The following is a 16,141-nucleotide window of genomic DNA, read 5'->3' on the forward strand; positions in this document are numbered from 1 at the left end:
TATATAACCCGCTCACCCTGTAGGAGCTCACGAGCACCGCGAGGCAGCGATAGCGTCCTGTCTGATACACCGCTATCGCGGCCTCGCGGTGCTCGTGCGCTCCTACAGAAAAAGCGGAATCGTCAGCTTCGCTAACGACATCAACAGTCACAGAACGACGCAGCACTTGCCGGGTCAACCAGAGGCTGCTAAAGCTCTGCATCAGGTTTGCAGACCATGATCGACCTCATCGTCAACGATCACAAAAAGAAGGATTATCGAGACCATGCTGAAAGGAATTTCAAAAACGCTGCTCTTCAAGACGCCCTTGAGCAGCCTTCTGACCGGCAGCGTGCTGGCAGGCTTGATGATGGCCTCAGCGCCAGCTGTCTCGGCCGAGCCACCTGGCAAGGCACTGAGCGCGAAAATCGGCCTGCCCTGGCCTGCGGTGATTGCCCACCGCGGCGCGTCCTATGACGCCCCCGAAGAAACCATTCCCGCCTACACGGTGGCGCGGGATCAGGGCGCGGACTATCTGGAAATGGATATTCAGCGCACCAAGGATGGCGTGTTGATCGCCCTGCACGATGACACGCTTGAGCGCACGACCAACATCGCGCAAGTCTTCCCCAAGCGAGTCAAGGATCCGCTGAACACCTTTACCCTCGAAGAGATCAAGCAACTGGATGCCGGCAGCTGGTTCAACAAGGCTCACCCGGACCGCGCACGTGAGGCTTACGCCGGTCTGCAGATCCTGACGCTGGAGGAAGTAATCGATATCGCCGAAGGCGGCAAGAACAAGCCTGGGCTGTACATCGAAACCAAAGCGCCAAGCCAGTTTCCCGGCATCGAAGCGGACCTCAAGAAAGTACTCGCCAAACGCGGCTGGCTCAGTAGCCGCCCCGCTGCCGCCGCCGGTTATGTAAACGTTGCGCACATGCCCGGTCGCGTTGTTCTGCAAACGTTCGAGAAGCCAAGCCTGGTGCTGCTGCAGAAAGAAATGCCACAAGTGCCGAAAGTATTGCTGCTGTGGATCGGCAAAGGCTCCATCGAACCCGAGTCCGACGTCGCCTTCGCAGACTCCGGCGCCAAAGACAAAGCCACTTATTACGGCGCGCAGAAACCGAAAACCCAGGAAGAATTTGTTGCCTGGGTCGACTGGGCCAAGGCGCATGGCGCAATCGGTACCGGTCCGTCAGCGAAGCTCACCAACGGTGGCGACCAGAGCTACATGGACCTGGTCAAACCGTGGATGAACAACGTGGCGCACGAAAGAGGCATGGTGGTGCACCCCTACACGGTGGATGAGGAAGTTGATTTCAAACAGATCAGTCATGACGGCGTCGATGGCTTCTTCACCAATCGCACCTCTGAACTGCTGAAGTTCTATGGTCGTCCGGCCAAAGAAAGCCTGGATACCATCCTCAAGCGTAACGGTTACTGATCCACCCCGGAGCTCTTGTTCAAGAGCTCTCCCGCACGACCAGCTCAAACCCCAGGTCTACCTGGGGTTTCTGAGCGACACCATCGATCAACCCCAACAGCAATTGAGCAGCACGCTGCCCGACTTCCTCACGAGGTGTGCGAATAGAAGTCAACCGCGGGACCATGTGCGCCGACCCTGGCAGATCATTGAAGCCCACCAGCGACACGCGCCGGGGAATCTCGATACCGCGACGCAACGCCTCAAGCGCCGCGCCCTGGGCAAGGTCATCGTTGCAGAAGAACACCCCATCCACGTCGGGATGCTGCGTCATCAATTGCATGAACAACGCACCTCCCAGACCGATGGAAGACGGTTGCGGCGTCATCACTTGCAGGGCTGGATCGTAAAGCCCCTGCTCTTCCAGCACCTGACGAAACCCTTCACCCCGCTGCATAACGCGTGGATCGAGTTGCGCAGCGATATACGCCAGCCGTTTGCGTCCGCGTCCCAGTAAATGACGCGCCGCCTCGGCACCGGCCTGAATCTGCGAAAACCCGACGCAATACGCGCCGCGCACAGTGTCCAGCTCCATCATGTGCACGCAAGGGACTCCGCTCGCAGCCAACAGCTGGCGCAATGCCGGCGTGTGATCGAAACCGGTAAGCAGCAACCCTCGTGGTCGATTCACCAGATGGTTGCGCAGCAAGTTCTCTTCTTCTTCCGGGGAGTAATGGTAGTTGCCGATCACCACATCCAGGCCACGGGTGCGCAGTACGTTCTGGATCGCTTCCAGCGTCTCGATGAACAGCTGGTTCGACAGTGACGGCACCAGCACCACAACGGTCTGGCTCTGGGACGAAGCCAGCGCCCGCGCTGCCGGGTTGGCGACATAACCCAGGTCAAGCGCCGCCGCGCGCACTCGCTCTACCGACTCGGGCGTAACGGTACTGACACCCCGCAACGCGCGGGATGCAGTGATGGGTGAAACGCCCGCCTGACGAGCAACTTCGTTCAGAGTGGGACGGCCAGTCGAGCGGGAACCAATGCGTGTCATTCGTTGCCAACTACACAGGGATAAACATCGGGGGTTGCCAAAGGCGGTGGATGGGCTCTAAGGTAGCGCTGTCTCGTGGACCCTGCCAATGCTTTCAGTCATTTTATTGACTTCGAGTAACGTCCGATGAAGACCGATTCATTCAAAACAATGACAAGAACTGGAACCAGCTCTTGCTGTACTTATGTCCAAGTCGACAAAGACAGCGCTGTCTCCAGCTAAGGTGGCCTACTGTGACAACTGCGAACTCTGCTATTTCCGCTCTCGTGATCATGGGCGTTTCGGGCTGCGGCAAGAGCGCCGTCGGTGCCGAGATTGCCGCCAAGAGCGGAGGCCGCCTGATCGAAGGCGACGCCTTTCATCCCCCCGCCAACATCAAGAAGATGAGCGACGGCCACCCACTCAACGACGAAGACCGTGCCGGCTGGCTCGAAACGCTGGGTAAAGAAATGGCCGCGGCGTTGAGTAATGGCGAACAACCCGTCCTCACTTGCTCGTCTCTGAAACTGATTTACCGCGAACGCCTGCGCAACGCTGTGCCTGGTCTAGGCTTTGTATTTCTGGAACTGACCAAGGAGGTGGCGGTTGATCGCTGCTCCCATCGTCCCGGTCACTTCATGCCAGCCAGCCTGGTTGACAGCCAGTTCGCAACGCTGGAACCACCTTACGGTGAAGACCGTACGTTGGTCGTTGATGCTGGTAATGCGTCTATAGACGAGATCAGCACCCAAGCAGCGCACTGGTGGAAAGCGTCGAAAGCCAGCTAAAGGCGTGGGCGCGAAAGACAGCGCTGTCTTGCACATAAATGTGCTGAAAATGTGGAACGACAGCGTTTAGCCGAAGCTCCATAAACAATAAAGATAATCGGAGAGACACCCATGTTCGGTATGACACACGAGACGTACCTGTTGGTCGATGCGGTGGTTACGATCATCGGCCTGATTCTGCTGATCACCAAATTCAAGGTTCACCCTTTCGTCGCACTGACGATTGCCGCAGGCTTCCTTGGCCTGACGTCCGGCATGCCGGTGGAAAAAGTCATGAAAGCCTTCCAGGACGGCTTCGGCGGTGTACTGGGCTTTGTCGGTATCATCCTTGGCCTGGGCACCATGCTCGGCAAGCTGATGGCCGATTCCGGTGGCGCTGACCAGATCGCACAGACGCTGATCCGCTCGTTCGGCAAGCAGCGCGTGCATTGGGCGATGATGTTTGCCGCCTTTCTGGTAGGCATCCCGCTGTTCTTCGAGATCGGCTTCGTTCTGTTGATTCCGCTGGTGTACATCGTTGCGCGTCGTACCGGCGTGTCCATCGTCAAGATCGGCATCCCGTTGCTGGCAGGCCTGTCTGCCGTTCACGGTCTGGTTCCGCCACACCCGGGTCCGCTGCTGGCCATCGGGATCTTCGGCGCTGATATCGGCAAAACTATTTTCTACGGCCTGTTGGTGGCGCTGCCTACGGCAATCATCGCCGGTCCTGTCTACGGTAAGTGGATTTCCAAATACGTACCGGGCACGCCTTCGCAGGAGTTGATGGAGCAGATTGGCAAAGAGTCGAGCGCGACCAACTTGCCAAGTTTTGGCATCACGCTGGTCACCATCCTGCTGCCCGTGTTCCTGATGTTGCTCAAGACCTTCGCTGATGTGGTGCTGCCCGAAGGCAACACCTTCCGCATCTGGATGGACTTCATCGGCCACCCGATCACCGCCCTGCTCGCGGCCTTGCTGCTAGCCTTTTACACCTTCGGTTCAGCGCGTGGTTTTGATCGCACTAAAATCATGAAATTGCTGGATCAAAGCCTGACGCCGGTCGCTGCTATCGTACTGATCGTAGGTGCGGGCGGTGGCTTCAAGCAGATGCTGGTAGCCAGCGGCGTGGGCGACCTGATCGGTAACATGGCAGTGCAGGCGCAGATCAACCCGATCATGCTGGCCTGGCTGGTCGCTGCGGTGATTCGTATTGCGACGGGTTCGGCGACGGTGGCAACGATTACCGGTGCGGGCATCGTGGCTCCGGTGATTGGTCTGATCCCGGGCGTTAACCGTGAGTTGCTGGTGTTGGCGACGGGTGCAGGTTCGTTGATTCTTTCCCACGTGAACGACGCCGGTTTCTGGCTGGTGAAGCAGTATTTCAATATGACAGTGGCCGAGACGTTCAAAACCTGGACGGTCATGGAAACCATTCTGTCGGTGGTCGGCTTGATCTTCATCATGCTGTTGTCGATGGTGATCTGATCCAGCACTACTGTTGATGAGCCGGTTCACTCAATGCACGCAATTGAGTGAACCGGGCCATCAAGCGTGTGATGTATAAATTCTTCCTCTTACTGCCTGAACAGCCGCAACGCCTCCCACCCCAATCAGCCCACGTTTACTTCTCGTGGAGCCCAGTTATGTTGTATGACGCAAATCCCCTCTCAAGATCAGACCCATCCGACCAGGCCCGCCCTTCCGTCCTACGTGTCATGTCGCGATTTCGATCAATATTTTCAGAAGAGTCCAGCGCATCTCTTAAGTAACGCCTACGCTGATAGGCAATCAGGGATGTGCCGTAGCAAGGCGTAATCTGTGGCGTGAAAACGCTGCCGATCGGGTACATGCTTCACGCATTGAACAGAAAGGTGTCCGGATGCGTAGCTAAATACGGGCTTTTGCTCACAAAAACAGGCAGAATTGGCGCGCTCATCGGGTCGGTAACCGCTCTTGATGACAGAAAAATGTACCGAGGGAATTAAATTCACACCTGTAACGTCATATTGATGGACGCATTTGGATGTACTCGGCAACTATTACTACGCAAAGGCACACGCCAGCCTCCTGCTGAGAGGCCATCAAGGAAACGATTATGTTGATACTCACCCGCAAAGTAGGCGAAAGCATAAACATTGGTGACGAGATTACCGTCACGATTCTGGGCGTTCAGGGCCTTCAGGTACGCCTGGGCATCAACGCACCGAAAAATGTTTCTGTGCATCGCGAAGAAATCTACAAACGCATTCAGGCAGAACTTGCCCCGAACCAAGACCCACAATGACCTGATCGTTACCTCCCCGCATTCAAAGCGACCCGCCTGGAATTGGGCGAGTTGGCTACGGCGTCTTCGGACGCCGTTTTTTATGCCTGGTGTATTTGCCCCCCATCCCTTGCAAAGGTCACAACGCCGCCCGGCATGTGGCTATTTGCCGCTGACGACCACTTGTCCGCCACCCAGAACTCCTGCCGAAAAACTTCACTCAACCCCCTGAACACAGGATCGATGCAAAGCCCGTAGTCAGTAGTGAGCCAAGCACGCTCTTCATTCTCATGAATAGCAAAGACGGTGACTAACATGGACACAACGTCGCAAAATCCGGCCGGCTCCACTGACCAGAACAATGATCCACCACAAGACCATCTGCACAACCTGCAAGAAGATGCCCTGGCAGCCGTTGCCAGCGCCAAAGAGCATGGCTCGGCCCAGTTCGAACAGTATCGCGACACGGCTGTCGACCAGATCGAAAACCTTGCCCATAGCGCACAAACGGCGGCCGAGCAGATGCAGGACGGTGACACGCTGGGGCTGTCTCATTACGTCACCGACCTCGCCCAGAACATGACCACTCTGGCCGGTAATCTGCGTGGTAAAAGCATTGATGAACTGCTGCAACAGGCGGGCAAAACTGGCACGGGATAATCCGGCCTTGTTTGTTAGCGGCAGCGTTGCACTAGGCTTCGGTCTGTCACGCTTCCTCAAGGCATCTAACTCAGGACAGCCACAGGGCGAAACCCAGACCTCCAGTCCGGCTCAGCCACCCACCGGGTCAACAGGCACACAACCGGTACGGCCAGACGACGAATTGGGTAGCAATTATCAGTCGGAGTCCAGCCCGATTGTTGAGGCTGATCACGTGCCTCCCGTCAAACATGCGCACATGGGCGATGTTTACCACAGCGGTAGGCCCGGCATAGTCGACCGCGGCGCAACGCCTGATGCGGCGGCGGGTTCATCGGTACCAGGTGTGCCTGATGGGAGTCTGTTCGATGACGACTTGCCTGCAGATGCGCAAACCAGAGAAGGCCAGTCCCGGGGAGATGTGTCATGAGCATTCCTCCCAACACACCGCCGGAAGGCGATACCTCAGCGCTCGGTCTGATTCGCCAGTTGGCGCACGAAGTCCCTGCATTGCTCAGTAAAGAACTGGCACTGGCCAAAGCTGAAGCCCGGGAGTCCATCACAGCGGCAAAAGCCGGTATTGCAGCCGTGGGCGGCGGCGCGGTGGTCATGCTGGCCGGGCTGGTGATTGTGCTGCTGGCAGCAGTTTATGCCTTGGCCAATATCATGCAGCCATGGCTTGCCGCCTTGATCGTCGGAGTGATCGCCATGGTGGTCGGCTTCATCATGATCCAGTCCGGCAAGAAGCAATTCGACGCGTCAAACCTGACGCCAGAGCGTACCGTCAGCTCCCTGCAAAAAGACAAGGACGCCATCCAGAGGAAAGTCTCATGAGCATCGACAGCACTTTCGACACACCCGAAAGCTTTGACAATGATTCCTACAAAAGCCCGGAAACCCTGGAACGGGAAATCGACGCACAGCGCTCCAGCATCGGCAATATCGTTGATGCGCTGGAGGGCAAATTCTCACCCGGCCAATTGCTGGACCAGGCATTGAGCTATGGCAAAGGCACAGGCGGTGAGTTCTTCAGCAACCTGGGTAATACCGTGAAAACCAACCCGCTGCCCACAGTACTCACATCGGTCGGGCTGTTGTGGCTGATGATGGGGCAAAACCGTAGCCCGTCGACATCTTCCGGCCCTTCAAGCCTCACCCCTCTGGGCGAGCGCATCAGCGACATGGCGCACAGCGTGACAGACACGTTTGACAGCGCCAAATCCAGAATCGGGGAAACTGCGCAACGCATGAAAGAAAAAGCCGGACAGGTGTCAGACGACGTCAGTGGAAAACTTTCGGCCACGGGTGAGCGCTTGAATAAAGGCAGCCACGACGCGACTGATTCCCTGCGTGAACAAAGCCGCAAGGCTCAATCAAGCCTCACTTACATGTTGCGCGAACAGCCGCTGGCGTTGGCCGCCATCGGCATTGCGTTAGGCGCGGCCCTGGGAGCAGCCCTGCCTTCGACCGAGCGTGAAAATCAGATGATGGGCCAGGCCAGCGACACCCTGACGGAGAAGGTCAAACAGACCGCCAGCGAAGGCTATGAAAAAGTCGCGCAGGAGGCGAAAGGCGTGGTCGATGAAGTGAAATCGGCGTCGCCTGACAGCACGGCTCAGCAGGGTTCGACGGTGGATATGTCTTCCGGGCTGGGTTAGTCGAAATTTGCGGCGCCTGTATCGTCGGAATCCCGCCCAGACCAAGCACCGCTTATCTCCTGTTGGAACGAGGCTTGCCCGCGAAGAACGATTCCGCGGTGTACCTGAATTACCGCGTCGCGCCATTCGCGGGCAAGCCTCGCTCCAACAGCTAGCGCATCCTTTCCAGGCAGGGCACTAATCCGCATCCGGACGATACAGCCGCCAGGTTTTTATTCTGAAACCTCAACACGCTGAACAATCCAGTCCTTGATCGCCAACCTCTTTTCTTTGAGCTTTTTCAATTCTTCATCACCAATCCCGCCAGCAGGACCAGACTCCGCGGCCAGGACCTCGCTATCAATCCGCGCATAATCATCCAGCAATTGATTGAGCTTTTTATCCGCATTGCGGCGCTCGGCCACTTGCTCCCGAGTGAGCTTCAGATCCGCGTATAAATCGTGTTTGACCGGCATGGAACACCTCTCTGACGGCGATGACTCATTGGCGAAATTCGCCATGGACCGCTACGCTTGCTCACGCAGACGGCGTACTTCGTAAGCCTTCAAATGTGTATACGCAAAACCCAGCACAGATAACGGCAAGGTCAGGCCTTGAGCATCCCGGCGTACCAATAGATCACCCAGTACGTGCTCGACTTCTATCGATGCGCCGCGCTCCATGTCGCGCAACATCGATGCACTCAGCTTCGATCCAGGGGCGGTCAGCATGCTCAGGTAACGCTGACGAACAGCCTCCTGCAATGGGTGGCCCTGAGCGTCAGCGATGCTGCAGCACTCGGCGAACAGCTTCACCACCAGCGCCAGCCCCTGCGCCTCAAGGACATCCCCCAGACTCGCGCGCATGGAACAGGTGATTCCAGCGAGGGTGGCAATGAAACACCACTTGTCCCACATGTCCTGAACAATGTGCTGACTGAAATTCGCTTCGAAACCCGCATCAGCCAAGGCTTCGGCAACTCGCAGAATACGAGGCGTCGACGCGCCATTGAGTTCGCCGAACGACAACTGATGCCGGTCGTTGAGATGCAGAATGCTGCCCAGGGTGCTGCGATCCACGGAAATCAGACACTGGCCGCCCAACACATTGGAGCTGTCGAACCGCTGCGTGAGACGGGTCAGATGCGCCATACCATTGAGCAGCGGCAGGATTGCCGTGTCAGGCCCTACCGCCGACGCAAAGGCGTCCATGGCCGAGTCCAGGTCGTAGGCTTTGCAGCTCAGGACGATCAGGTCATAAGGACCGTCGAGCATGTTACTCAGCACGCATGGCGGCGAGGGGTACAGGATATTGCCTTGGGGGCTGCGGATAATCAGTCCATCGCGTTGCAACTCATCGGCTCGACCCGGCCGCACCAGAAACGAAACGTCGCGCCCCGCCTCCAGTAGTCGCCCACCAAAGTAACCACCAATGGCCCCCGCTCCAACGATCAGAATACGCATTGATATCGACCTCCCGTGACGCTATTGCACACCGAAAACCCGGCTCGCTCAGCGGACTCACAGCGCGGTTAAACGTTGAGCGTAGAAGATGTTCTTGCATGCCTCAATAACATGACCCGGCACGGACGCTCATTGGCTGGTTGCATTAGGCATATCTAATCGTCATCATTTGATAATAATTGTCATTAGCACCTTCAAAACATGACTCCCAATGCTCTAAACGCTCAGCAACTGACAAGCCGTAATCGTGTCTTGCGCCAACTGTTCGGTGACCATCACGGCTGGTTGCTTTCACGGTTGCGTGCACGTCTGGGCTGTCGTCATGACGCCGATGATATGGCGGCGGAAACTTTCGCTCAGGTAGTCGCTCTGCCTGATCCGTCCTGCATCAACGAACCCCGCGCCTTGCTGACAACTATCGCCAAACGGCTAGTCTTCGCCACTTGGCGACGTCGGGATCTGGAGCGCGCGTATCTGGAAAGCCTTGCTCAGCAACCTCTGGCTTACGAACCCTCTGCTGAAGAACAGGCCCAGGCGCTGGAAGCACTCAGTGCGCTGGATCAGATTCTGGATGGCCTGTCGCCGATCGGGCGTAGTGCTTTTCTGTATAGCCAGCTGGATCAGCTGACTTATGCCGAAATCGGACAGCGCCTGGGCATCTCGGCGCCACGGGTTCACCAGTACATCGTCAAAGCCTTGAGCCTGTGTTACCTGGCGATGGAAACCCGATGAACAGCAATGACCTGTCGCCCTCCATTAAACAGGCTATTGAATGGGTCGCCCGACAACGTTCAGGACAGATGAGCGAGACTGAGCAGCAGCACTTCAAACAATGGTTGATAAGTAACGAGGAAAACCGCGTTGCCTGGCACACGCTGGAACAGCGACTGGGTACGATTTTTAGCAACCTGCCAGAGGTGTCGCACCAGGCGCTGAGCAAAGCGGGCCGCAGTCGACGTAATCTATTGCGCGGCGCGCTAGGACTGGCAAGCGTTGGTCTGGGCGGCTGGTGGTTACAACGCGCAGGACTACTACCCGGCATGGGTAATGACCTGCAAAGCGGTTTTGCTGAACGCCGTCCATTCGTACTGGAAGACGGCAGCCGCGTCGTGCTCAACGCCCAGAGTCGCGCCGATCTGGTGATGACCAAGAGTCAGCGACGGTTGATCCTGCGCGAAGGCGCACTGAGCATTCGAGTAGCCGCCGACCCGCAGCGCCCGCTGATCGTGCAGACAATCTACGGGGATATCCGCGCATTAGGTACCCGCTTCAGCGTCACTCTTCGCGAGCAAGGTGCACATGTCTGGGTTCAGGAGTCTCGCGTGCAACTGACTTCGCCTTCAGGGGCTCGTCAGGAACTTACCGCCGGTCAGGGTGCGCTCCTGAGTGAAACCGGCGTGCACCTACTGGATCCGCGCCAGGCAGGCGAAGGCGTCTGGGAGGATGGTTTCCTCGAAGTGCATGATCAGCCCCTTGGCGAAGTCATCGAAGCACTGCGGCCTTACCGACGCGGAATCTTGCGCATCAGCCCACAGGCCTCTGGATTGCGGGTAAGCGGCGTGTTTCCGCTGGACAAAAGCGATGAGGCGTTGCGTTCGTTGCAGGAAGTCCTGCCGATCAAGGTCGAGCATCACCTCAACTGGTGGACGCAACTGAGCCTGCGCTGAAAATATTTTCGTCTGCCCCTTAATATCGACCCCGTTCGCGTCACATAGCTGACATCGACTATCCCAGAGGGGAAATTGCTGTCATGCAACGCACACTTCGCCTGACCCTTACGCCATTGACGCTAGCCCTGAGCCTGACTGCCTTGCACAGCGTGGCGGCACCGGCACAAAGCCCTGCGGCACAACAACAGCTCATTGACTTCGCCCTGCCGGCCGGCCCTCTGGATGCCAGTTTGACAGCCATCGCCCGGCAGAGTGGACGCGGTATCGCGTTTAGTGCGCAGCTGACCCGCGACTTGCGCGCACCCGCGCTCAATGGCCGTTACAGCGTAGAGCAGGCATTGAGTCAGGTCCTGCAAGGTTTACCTTTGCGACTGCGCACTACGGCCAGCGGCACCTTCAGCATTGAGCCGATAGTCGCCAGCCAGGCATTAGAACTGGCGGACATCAACGTCGACGGCCAGGGTTATGGCCAGGACGCATGGGGCCCGACCTACAGCAAAGTGGCAACCAACAGCGCCACTGCCAGCAAGACCGATACACCATTGCGAGAAACGCCGCAGTCTATCTCGGTCATCACGCGCGAAGAACTGACCTCGCGCCAACATGACAGCCTGGCCGACGTGCTCAACTACACTGCGGGGCTGGTCAGCCAACCCAATGGTTACAGCCGGGTCGCCGACGACTATCGATTGCGCGGTTTCGATATCGGCCCGCGCACAGGCGGTGTGCTGCGCGACGGCATGAAAATGCAAAGTACCCAGTTCGAAGGCGGCCAAGAGCCTTACGGACTGGAGCGGGTGGAAGTGCTCAAAGGCGCCTCTTCGGTGCTGTACGGCCAACTCGCGCCGGGCGGCATGGTCAATGCCACCAGCAAACGACCGACACTTGAGCCGTTGCACGAAATCAACGTCGAATATGGCAACAATAACCGCCAGCAGGTTTCAACCGACCACAGCGGCAAGCTCGATGAAGAAGGTCGTTTCAGCTACCGCCTGACCGGCCTTTGGCGAGACAGCGGCACTCAATTCGACGAGATTGACGACGACAAGCAATACATCGCCCCGGCGTTGACCTGGCAAATGGACGACGACACTCGACTGACGCTGCTCGCTACCCATCAACGTACGCAAACCACCCTGACGCCGCCAATCCAGTACAACCTGACCACGTTCAGCGCCACGCCAGGCTACAAGGTGCCGTATGACCTGTTCCCGGGTGAGCCCGACTACGATGATTACGACGGCACCCTGCAAACCTTCGGTTATCTGTTCGAACGGCGGCTGAGCGACAACCTGCAATTGCGTCACGCACTGCGTTATTACGAATCCCGCGCCGACTATGACTACATTACCCTCAACAACAGCCGTATCACCGGGCCGAATCTGTCCAGCCTGTCGCGAACCTACAACTCTCGCGAAGACATCTCCACTGGCTGGACCAGCGACACGAGCGTGCAATGGAATTTCGACAGCGGCCGCTGGCAGCACACACTTCTGGGCGGCGTTGACCTTTATCGCAAGACCTACGACAGCCATCGTTTCAGCGGTACCGCACCGGCGCTGGATCTCGCTAACCCGGTTTACGGCAACCTGCCGCAGGTCAACACCGCTAATGATCGCGGTTCGGATCTGCACAGCGAGCAGTTCGGCGTCTATCTGCAGGAACAGGTCAAGTTCGACGAGCACTGGGTTGCGCTGTTCGGGCTGCGTCAGGACTGGGCCGAAAACAATACTCGCAACTATATCGACGACTCCCGCGCCAAGGTCCGCGATAACAAAACGACGGGGCGTATCGGCTTCGTCTATCTGGCTGACAACGGTCTGGCGCCCTATATTAGCTACAGCCAATCCTTCCTGCCCTCGGCCGGAACCGACAGCGACGGCAAAGCTTTCCAGCCTACCGAAGGCGAGCAGTATGAAGTTGGTATTCGCTACCAGCCCCCTGGCCGCGAAATAATGATCAGCGCGGCGGTTTATCAATTGACGCAAAAGAACGTCATCACTTCCATACCCGGCTCTGATTTCGACGAACAAACCGGCAAGGAACGCAGCAAAGGCTTCGAGGTTGAAGCGAAAACACAACTGACTCCGATGCTGGCGCTGAATGCCTCTTACGCGTACACCGACGCGCATGTCATCGCCGATAACGACAAGAGCCTCGAAGGCTCGCGTATTGAGGGCACGCCTTATCACAGCGCCGCACTGTGGCTGGATTACCGTCTTGCCTCGCTCGGTTTGCCCAAAGTGAGCATAGGCCCCGGGGCCCGATACAACGGCACCACGCACACTACGCCCAGCGTCAGCGACCGTAAAATCCCGGCCTACACCTTGTTTGACGCCAAAGTCAGCTACGAGGTGAACGCCAACTGGCTAGTCAGCGTCCGGGCGCAGAACCTGACCAACGAACGCTACATCTACTGCGCCAACTCCTGCCGCTATGGCGACGAACGCAGCGTGGTCAGCTCGGTGAGTTACAAGTGGTAGGTCTTTATCTCCAGAAGTCGTACCGGTGCCCCTGACTCCGCGCTGTCACATAGCAAACGGGTGACCTGTAGGAGCCAACTTGTTGGCGAGACGTCGGACCTGCATCGTCAGAAACCAGGCCTCGCCAACAAGGTCTGCGTTTCAAAGGGCGACAGCTTGGTGTCAGGAAGACCGGGACGGTTCCTGCAGAAATGCATTCCAGACTTTTTCAAAGGAGCCATTGCGGTCTTGAAAAAGAGCCACCTCACCTCAACCCTCCACGCCAAGCAACCCCGGAAATAGAAACGGCAACCCCTCCTCCAGCCGTTGCGTCAGGCTGCGGTTATGGTTTGCCGCTTCCGGGGCGGTGTGTTGTAGACGGGCCATAAGCGCGTCGATTACCGCGCTTGATGCGTCGTTGTGAAACTGCCAGACCCCATAAATCCGCCCATCAAACGATGGTTCGCTGCCCATACGCTCATCTGCCGCAAGTCCCGCGCCGATGCCAAACAAATGCAGACCGTGCAGACGCTGCCCCGAAAGATCCAGTGGGCAGCCCGATAGATCCGAGTCAACACCACCCTTTACCTGACGCAAGGTAATCGCGGTGCCATCCATATGGCTGAAAGCTGGCAGCCGTGGCTGATAGCCCGTGCATTGCACGACAACACTGGACTCCAGTAGCGCTTGAGCGGCCTGCTCACGCTCACCTTCAGCACCGCCCTGAATCTGAAAGGTGTGCGCCCGCACACCGGTTTTACCGACCCGGCTGCGGGCCAACACTTCACGCCCAACGTCCAGCGCCCGATAACGCAGCCCACTGGAACGGTTGACCCGCCCCGACACCGGGCAGACATCGCGCACTGGATGGAAAACATAACCGGCGGCCACCGCCAGTTCAGGACTTTCGTAAAACAGCCGGATGGCAGAGCGATGCACCAGCGTGACCTCTTCGAGGCCCGCAAACTCCAATGCATCGGCGAGATTTTCCAGCATGGAAAAAGCACTGTGGGAACCGCCGACCACGGTAATCCTGCCCGAGCCCGCCAGAGCCGGGGCGAATGCATCACGCAATTGCACGGCGTTCAGGCGCAGCAAATGGTCGGAGCTCATGATGGCGGCCGACGCAGGCAGCAGCAAACCGTCAGCAGCCAGTCCTTCACGCAGGTATTCAGGGTTCTGATGACCGCCGAAGTTCAGCACCAGCGTTCGACTGCGAATGCGGCGGGTACGTCCCTCGTTCTCGACCCAGACCACAAATTCGTCACCGTCCTTGACCACTTCGGTAACAGTCGTGCTGTGCCAGAGCGTTACCCCATAACGCTGGACAATAAAATCCAGTATCAGCCTGGAGGCTTCCCCCAGCAATTCACCAATATCAGACAACTGCGGCGCACTCTGGGCCTGATGCCGAATACGCCAATAGGTCGGTGAGTGCTCCAGCGGCCCGAATACGTCACGCAAAGCAGGATCGCGCAGGCAGTCGAGGAAGACGTCCCCCACAGAGTTGGCCGTGATTTGATAATCACCGAGACTCCCGACGCCGGGGGTCGGGCTGGAGTCGACGATGATCAACCCCTCCCGTGCGAGATCCGGCAACGTTCCGCTTTTCAACGCATTGAACAGCAACCCCATGCCCGCAGGTCCTGCCCCCGCTATTACGCAACCGCAGCTGGTTTCCAGATAGTCTCCAAACATGGTGAGGCTCCTCCAAGTGATAGAGACGCAAGCGTGATCTCACCAGGGCTGGACCCAGTGATTGAGCAGGCAATAGCCTGTTGTTGGCAGAGAAATATTTTCAGGCGCACACAACTGCGGGCCTCGAGCTGAATAGCCGGGGCTGTGATCTTTTATCGGGTACAAATCTGACGGAAAGCGGGATCGTTATCGAAGGGCCAAGCTACCGCAGGGGATTCAACGGGGTAGTGAGATAGAGGCTACTGGCAAGGGACGGACGCAGACAGAGGCGCCCTGAAAGGGTAATAGATAATTTCAAACATCCGCCTAACTGTCAATTTCACGTCAAAGCTTTACACCTCAGCATGCTTTATATAACCGATTGATTTATAGAGTAATTATTTATTGACGACATTAAACGGCTATTTCAAAAGCCCCCTATCAGTTTTTACACTGGATTGGCCCGGACGATTCATGAAAATCCAGCCTGGCAAAGCCTGACCTTCAGCTCCAGTACGGAGACCGCTACAAGTCCGATCAGCGGCTTGCTCCGCCCGTCTTCAAAGGAGAACTATCTGCGAGTGCGGGAATCAATGATACAGGATGTAAAAAAAGCTTAATGGATGCAGAGGTCGCAGACATGAACGTTGGAAAGCACAATCGCTCGAGTATTGCTGAAATCGACTATTCCCGTGAAACCCTGTTCGGCCCGATCCCGATGCAGGCAACCTGCAGGGTGAGGTTGACCACAGTAGAACAGAATGGTCAAAGCTTGCGTGAGCTGACGATCCTGGGCGAGGTTCCAGACTACCTGCTTAAATCTGCGGCTATCCGGGTAGCACTGGAAGGAAGAATTGAAGCGGGCCCGATACGGGATTGTTGCGAAGTGAACAGCAATAGTGAAGAACCGTTCAAGTTGCTGTTCGAAAATGAACATCGCCGGGCTATGCATTAAGTTATCGTACAACTTAGGTGTTCGCGCATTGAAGTATTGGCATAAGGATATATGCCGATAGGCGTGCGCTTATTAACACGTTGCAAAACATTACATCGCGTTATGCCGACGACAGAACGTTCATGCCACAAATGGCAAACTGATCCCCGCGCTGACTGGCTTGATCAGTA

Annotated in this window: 16 protein-coding genes; 12 read left to right on the forward strand and 4 right to left on the reverse strand. The window is 57.2% G+C overall.

Annotation, left to right across the window (positions count from 1 at the left end; genetic code table 11):
- Positions 1 to 268: 268 nt before the first annotated feature.
- Positions 269 to 1,423, forward strand: a complete 1,155-nt coding sequence (locus KDX30_RS26490; protein WP_027898330.1) for a glycerophosphodiester phosphodiesterase — start codon at positions 269 to 271, stop codon at positions 1,421 to 1,423.
- 19 nt (positions 1,424 to 1,442) lie between these two features.
- Here the strand turns inward: KDX30_RS26490 and KDX30_RS26495 are convergent, their stop codons facing one another.
- Positions 1,443 to 2,459: an HTH-type transcriptional regulator GntR gene (locus KDX30_RS26495; protein WP_231677949.1), complete on the reverse strand. Its 1,017-nt coding sequence runs from the start codon at positions 2,457 to 2,459 to the stop codon at positions 1,443 to 1,445.
- A 272-nt stretch (positions 2,460 to 2,731) separates the two neighbouring features.
- Here KDX30_RS26495 and KDX30_RS26500 point away from each other — a divergent pair, with 272 nt between their 5' ends.
- The 7 genes from KDX30_RS26500 to KDX30_RS26530 all read left to right on the forward strand — a co-directional run bounded on the left by KDX30_RS26500 (position 2,732) and on the right by KDX30_RS26530 (position 7,765).
- A complete protein-coding gene (locus KDX30_RS26500; protein ID WP_099269266.1) occupies positions 2,732 to 3,226 on the forward strand; it encodes a gluconokinase in 495 nt (164 codons plus the stop codon).
- 111 nt (positions 3,227 to 3,337) lie between these two features.
- Positions 3,338 to 4,690 carry a GntP family permease gene (locus tag KDX30_RS26505; protein WP_027898327.1) on the forward strand — a complete coding sequence of 451 codons (1,353 nt, stop codon included), beginning with the start codon at positions 3,338 to 3,340 and terminating at the stop codon, positions 4,688 to 4,690.
- A 610-nt stretch (positions 4,691 to 5,300) separates the two neighbouring features.
- A complete protein-coding gene (gene csrA / locus KDX30_RS26510) occupies positions 5,301 to 5,489 on the forward strand; it encodes a carbon storage regulator CsrA (RefSeq protein WP_002554157.1) in 189 nt (62 codons plus the stop codon).
- 294 nt (positions 5,490 to 5,783) lie between these two features.
- Positions 5,784 to 6,128 (forward strand): hypothetical protein, encoded by a 345-nt coding sequence (locus tag KDX30_RS26515; RefSeq protein WP_231677950.1) that lies wholly within the window; start codon positions 5,784 to 5,786, stop codon positions 6,126 to 6,128.
- Positions 6,088 to 6,537: a hypothetical protein gene (locus tag KDX30_RS26520; protein ID WP_231677951.1), complete on the forward strand. Its 450-nt coding sequence runs from the start codon at positions 6,088 to 6,090 to the stop codon at positions 6,535 to 6,537. The genes KDX30_RS26515 and KDX30_RS26520 overlap by 41 nt, the downstream gene beginning before the upstream one ends.
- Positions 6,534 to 6,941, forward strand: a complete 408-nt coding sequence (locus KDX30_RS26525; RefSeq protein ID WP_099269229.1) for a phage holin family protein — start codon at positions 6,534 to 6,536, stop codon at positions 6,939 to 6,941. The genes KDX30_RS26520 and KDX30_RS26525 overlap by 4 nt, the downstream gene beginning before the upstream one ends.
- Complete coding sequence (locus KDX30_RS26530; protein ID WP_122704934.1) at positions 6,938 to 7,765, forward strand: DUF3618 domain-containing protein; 828 nt, start codon at positions 6,938 to 6,940, stop codon at positions 7,763 to 7,765. The genes KDX30_RS26525 and KDX30_RS26530 overlap by 4 nt, the downstream gene beginning before the upstream one ends.
- A gap of 212 nt (positions 7,766 to 7,977) precedes the next feature.
- Here KDX30_RS26530 and KDX30_RS26535 read toward each other — a convergent pair whose 3' ends face one another.
- Entirely contained in the window at positions 7,978 to 8,220 is a 243-nt protein-coding gene (locus KDX30_RS26535) for a DUF465 domain-containing protein (protein WP_099269227.1), read from the reverse strand.
- Between the two features lie 51 nt (positions 8,221 to 8,271).
- A complete protein-coding gene (locus KDX30_RS26540) occupies positions 8,272 to 9,207 on the reverse strand; it encodes a ketopantoate reductase family protein (RefSeq protein ID WP_122704936.1) in 936 nt (311 codons plus the stop codon).
- A gap of 201 nt (positions 9,208 to 9,408) precedes the next feature.
- Here KDX30_RS26540 and KDX30_RS26545 point away from each other — a divergent pair, with 201 nt between their 5' ends.
- From KDX30_RS26545 to KDX30_RS26555, 3 genes are all read left to right on the forward strand, one after another.
- Positions 9,409 to 9,939: a sigma-70 family RNA polymerase sigma factor gene (locus KDX30_RS26545; protein WP_099269225.1), complete on the forward strand. Its 531-nt coding sequence runs from the start codon at positions 9,409 to 9,411 to the stop codon at positions 9,937 to 9,939.
- Positions 9,936 to 10,874: a FecR domain-containing protein gene (locus KDX30_RS26550; protein WP_099269224.1), complete on the forward strand. Its 939-nt coding sequence runs from the start codon at positions 9,936 to 9,938 to the stop codon at positions 10,872 to 10,874. The genes KDX30_RS26545 and KDX30_RS26550 overlap by 4 nt, the downstream gene beginning before the upstream one ends.
- 83 nt (positions 10,875 to 10,957) lie before the next feature.
- A complete protein-coding gene (locus tag KDX30_RS26555; protein ID WP_231677952.1) occupies positions 10,958 to 13,360 on the forward strand; it encodes a TonB-dependent siderophore receptor in 2,403 nt (800 codons plus the stop codon).
- Positions 13,361 to 13,609: 249 nt separating this feature from the next.
- On the opposite strand, the gene KDX30_RS26560 is transcribed toward KDX30_RS26555, so the two are convergent.
- On the reverse strand, positions 13,610 to 15,037 hold the full coding sequence (locus tag KDX30_RS26560; protein WP_027898317.1) for a hypothetical protein: 1,428 nt from the start codon (positions 15,035 to 15,037) through the stop codon (positions 13,610 to 13,612).
- A 598-nt stretch (positions 15,038 to 15,635) separates the two neighbouring features.
- On the opposite strand from KDX30_RS26560, the gene KDX30_RS26565 reads away from it, so the two are divergent.
- A complete protein-coding gene (locus tag KDX30_RS26565; RefSeq protein ID WP_027902705.1) occupies positions 15,636 to 15,971 on the forward strand; it encodes a hypothetical protein in 336 nt (111 codons plus the stop codon).
- Positions 15,972 to 16,141: the final 170 nt, after the last annotated feature.

The organism is Pseudomonas quasicaspiana (assembly GCF_021147825.1).
Classification (GTDB): Bacteria; Pseudomonadota; Gammaproteobacteria; order Pseudomonadales; family Pseudomonadaceae; genus Aquipseudomonas; species Aquipseudomonas quasicaspiana.

Coding starts and splice junctions, on each gene's coding strand:
- KDX30_RS26565 (WP_027902705.1), top strand. CDS start 15,636: ATGGATGCAGAGGTCGCAGACATGAACGTTGGAAAGCACAATCGCTCG.
- KDX30_RS26555 (WP_231677952.1), top strand. CDS start 10,958: ATGCAACGCACACTTCGCCTGACCCTTACGCCATTGACGCTAGCCCTG.
- KDX30_RS26530 (WP_122704934.1), top strand. CDS start 6,938: ATGAGCATCGACAGCACTTTCGACACACCCGAAAGCTTTGACAATGAT.
- KDX30_RS26520 (WP_231677951.1), top strand. CDS start 6,088: ATGAACTGCTGCAACAGGCGGGCAAAACTGGCACGGGATAATCCGGCC.
- KDX30_RS26525 (WP_099269229.1), top strand. CDS start 6,534: ATGAGCATTCCTCCCAACACACCGCCGGAAGGCGATACCTCAGCGCTC.
- KDX30_RS26550 (WP_099269224.1), top strand. CDS start 9,936: ATGAACAGCAATGACCTGTCGCCCTCCATTAAACAGGCTATTGAATGG.
- KDX30_RS26545 (WP_099269225.1), top strand. CDS start 9,409: ATGACTCCCAATGCTCTAAACGCTCAGCAACTGACAAGCCGTAATCGT.
- KDX30_RS26560 (WP_027898317.1), bottom strand. CDS start 15,037: ATGTTTGGAGACTATCTGGAAACCAGCTGCGGTTGCGTAATAGCGGGG.
- csrA (WP_002554157.1), top strand. CDS start 5,301: ATGTTGATACTCACCCGCAAAGTAGGCGAAAGCATAAACATTGGTGAC.
- KDX30_RS26515 (WP_231677950.1), top strand. CDS start 5,784: ATGGACACAACGTCGCAAAATCCGGCCGGCTCCACTGACCAGAACAAT.
- KDX30_RS26495 (WP_231677949.1), bottom strand. CDS start 2,459: ATGACACGCATTGGTTCCCGCTCGACTGGCCGTCCCACTCTGAACGAA.
- KDX30_RS26540 (WP_122704936.1), bottom strand. CDS start 9,207: ATGCGTATTCTGATCGTTGGAGCGGGGGCCATTGGTGGTTACTTTGGT.
- KDX30_RS26535 (WP_099269227.1), bottom strand. CDS start 8,220: ATGCCGGTCAAACACGATTTATACGCGGATCTGAAGCTCACTCGGGAG.
- KDX30_RS26500 (WP_099269266.1), top strand. CDS start 2,732: ATGGGCGTTTCGGGCTGCGGCAAGAGCGCCGTCGGTGCCGAGATTGCC.
- KDX30_RS26505 (WP_027898327.1), top strand. CDS start 3,338: ATGTTCGGTATGACACACGAGACGTACCTGTTGGTCGATGCGGTGGTT.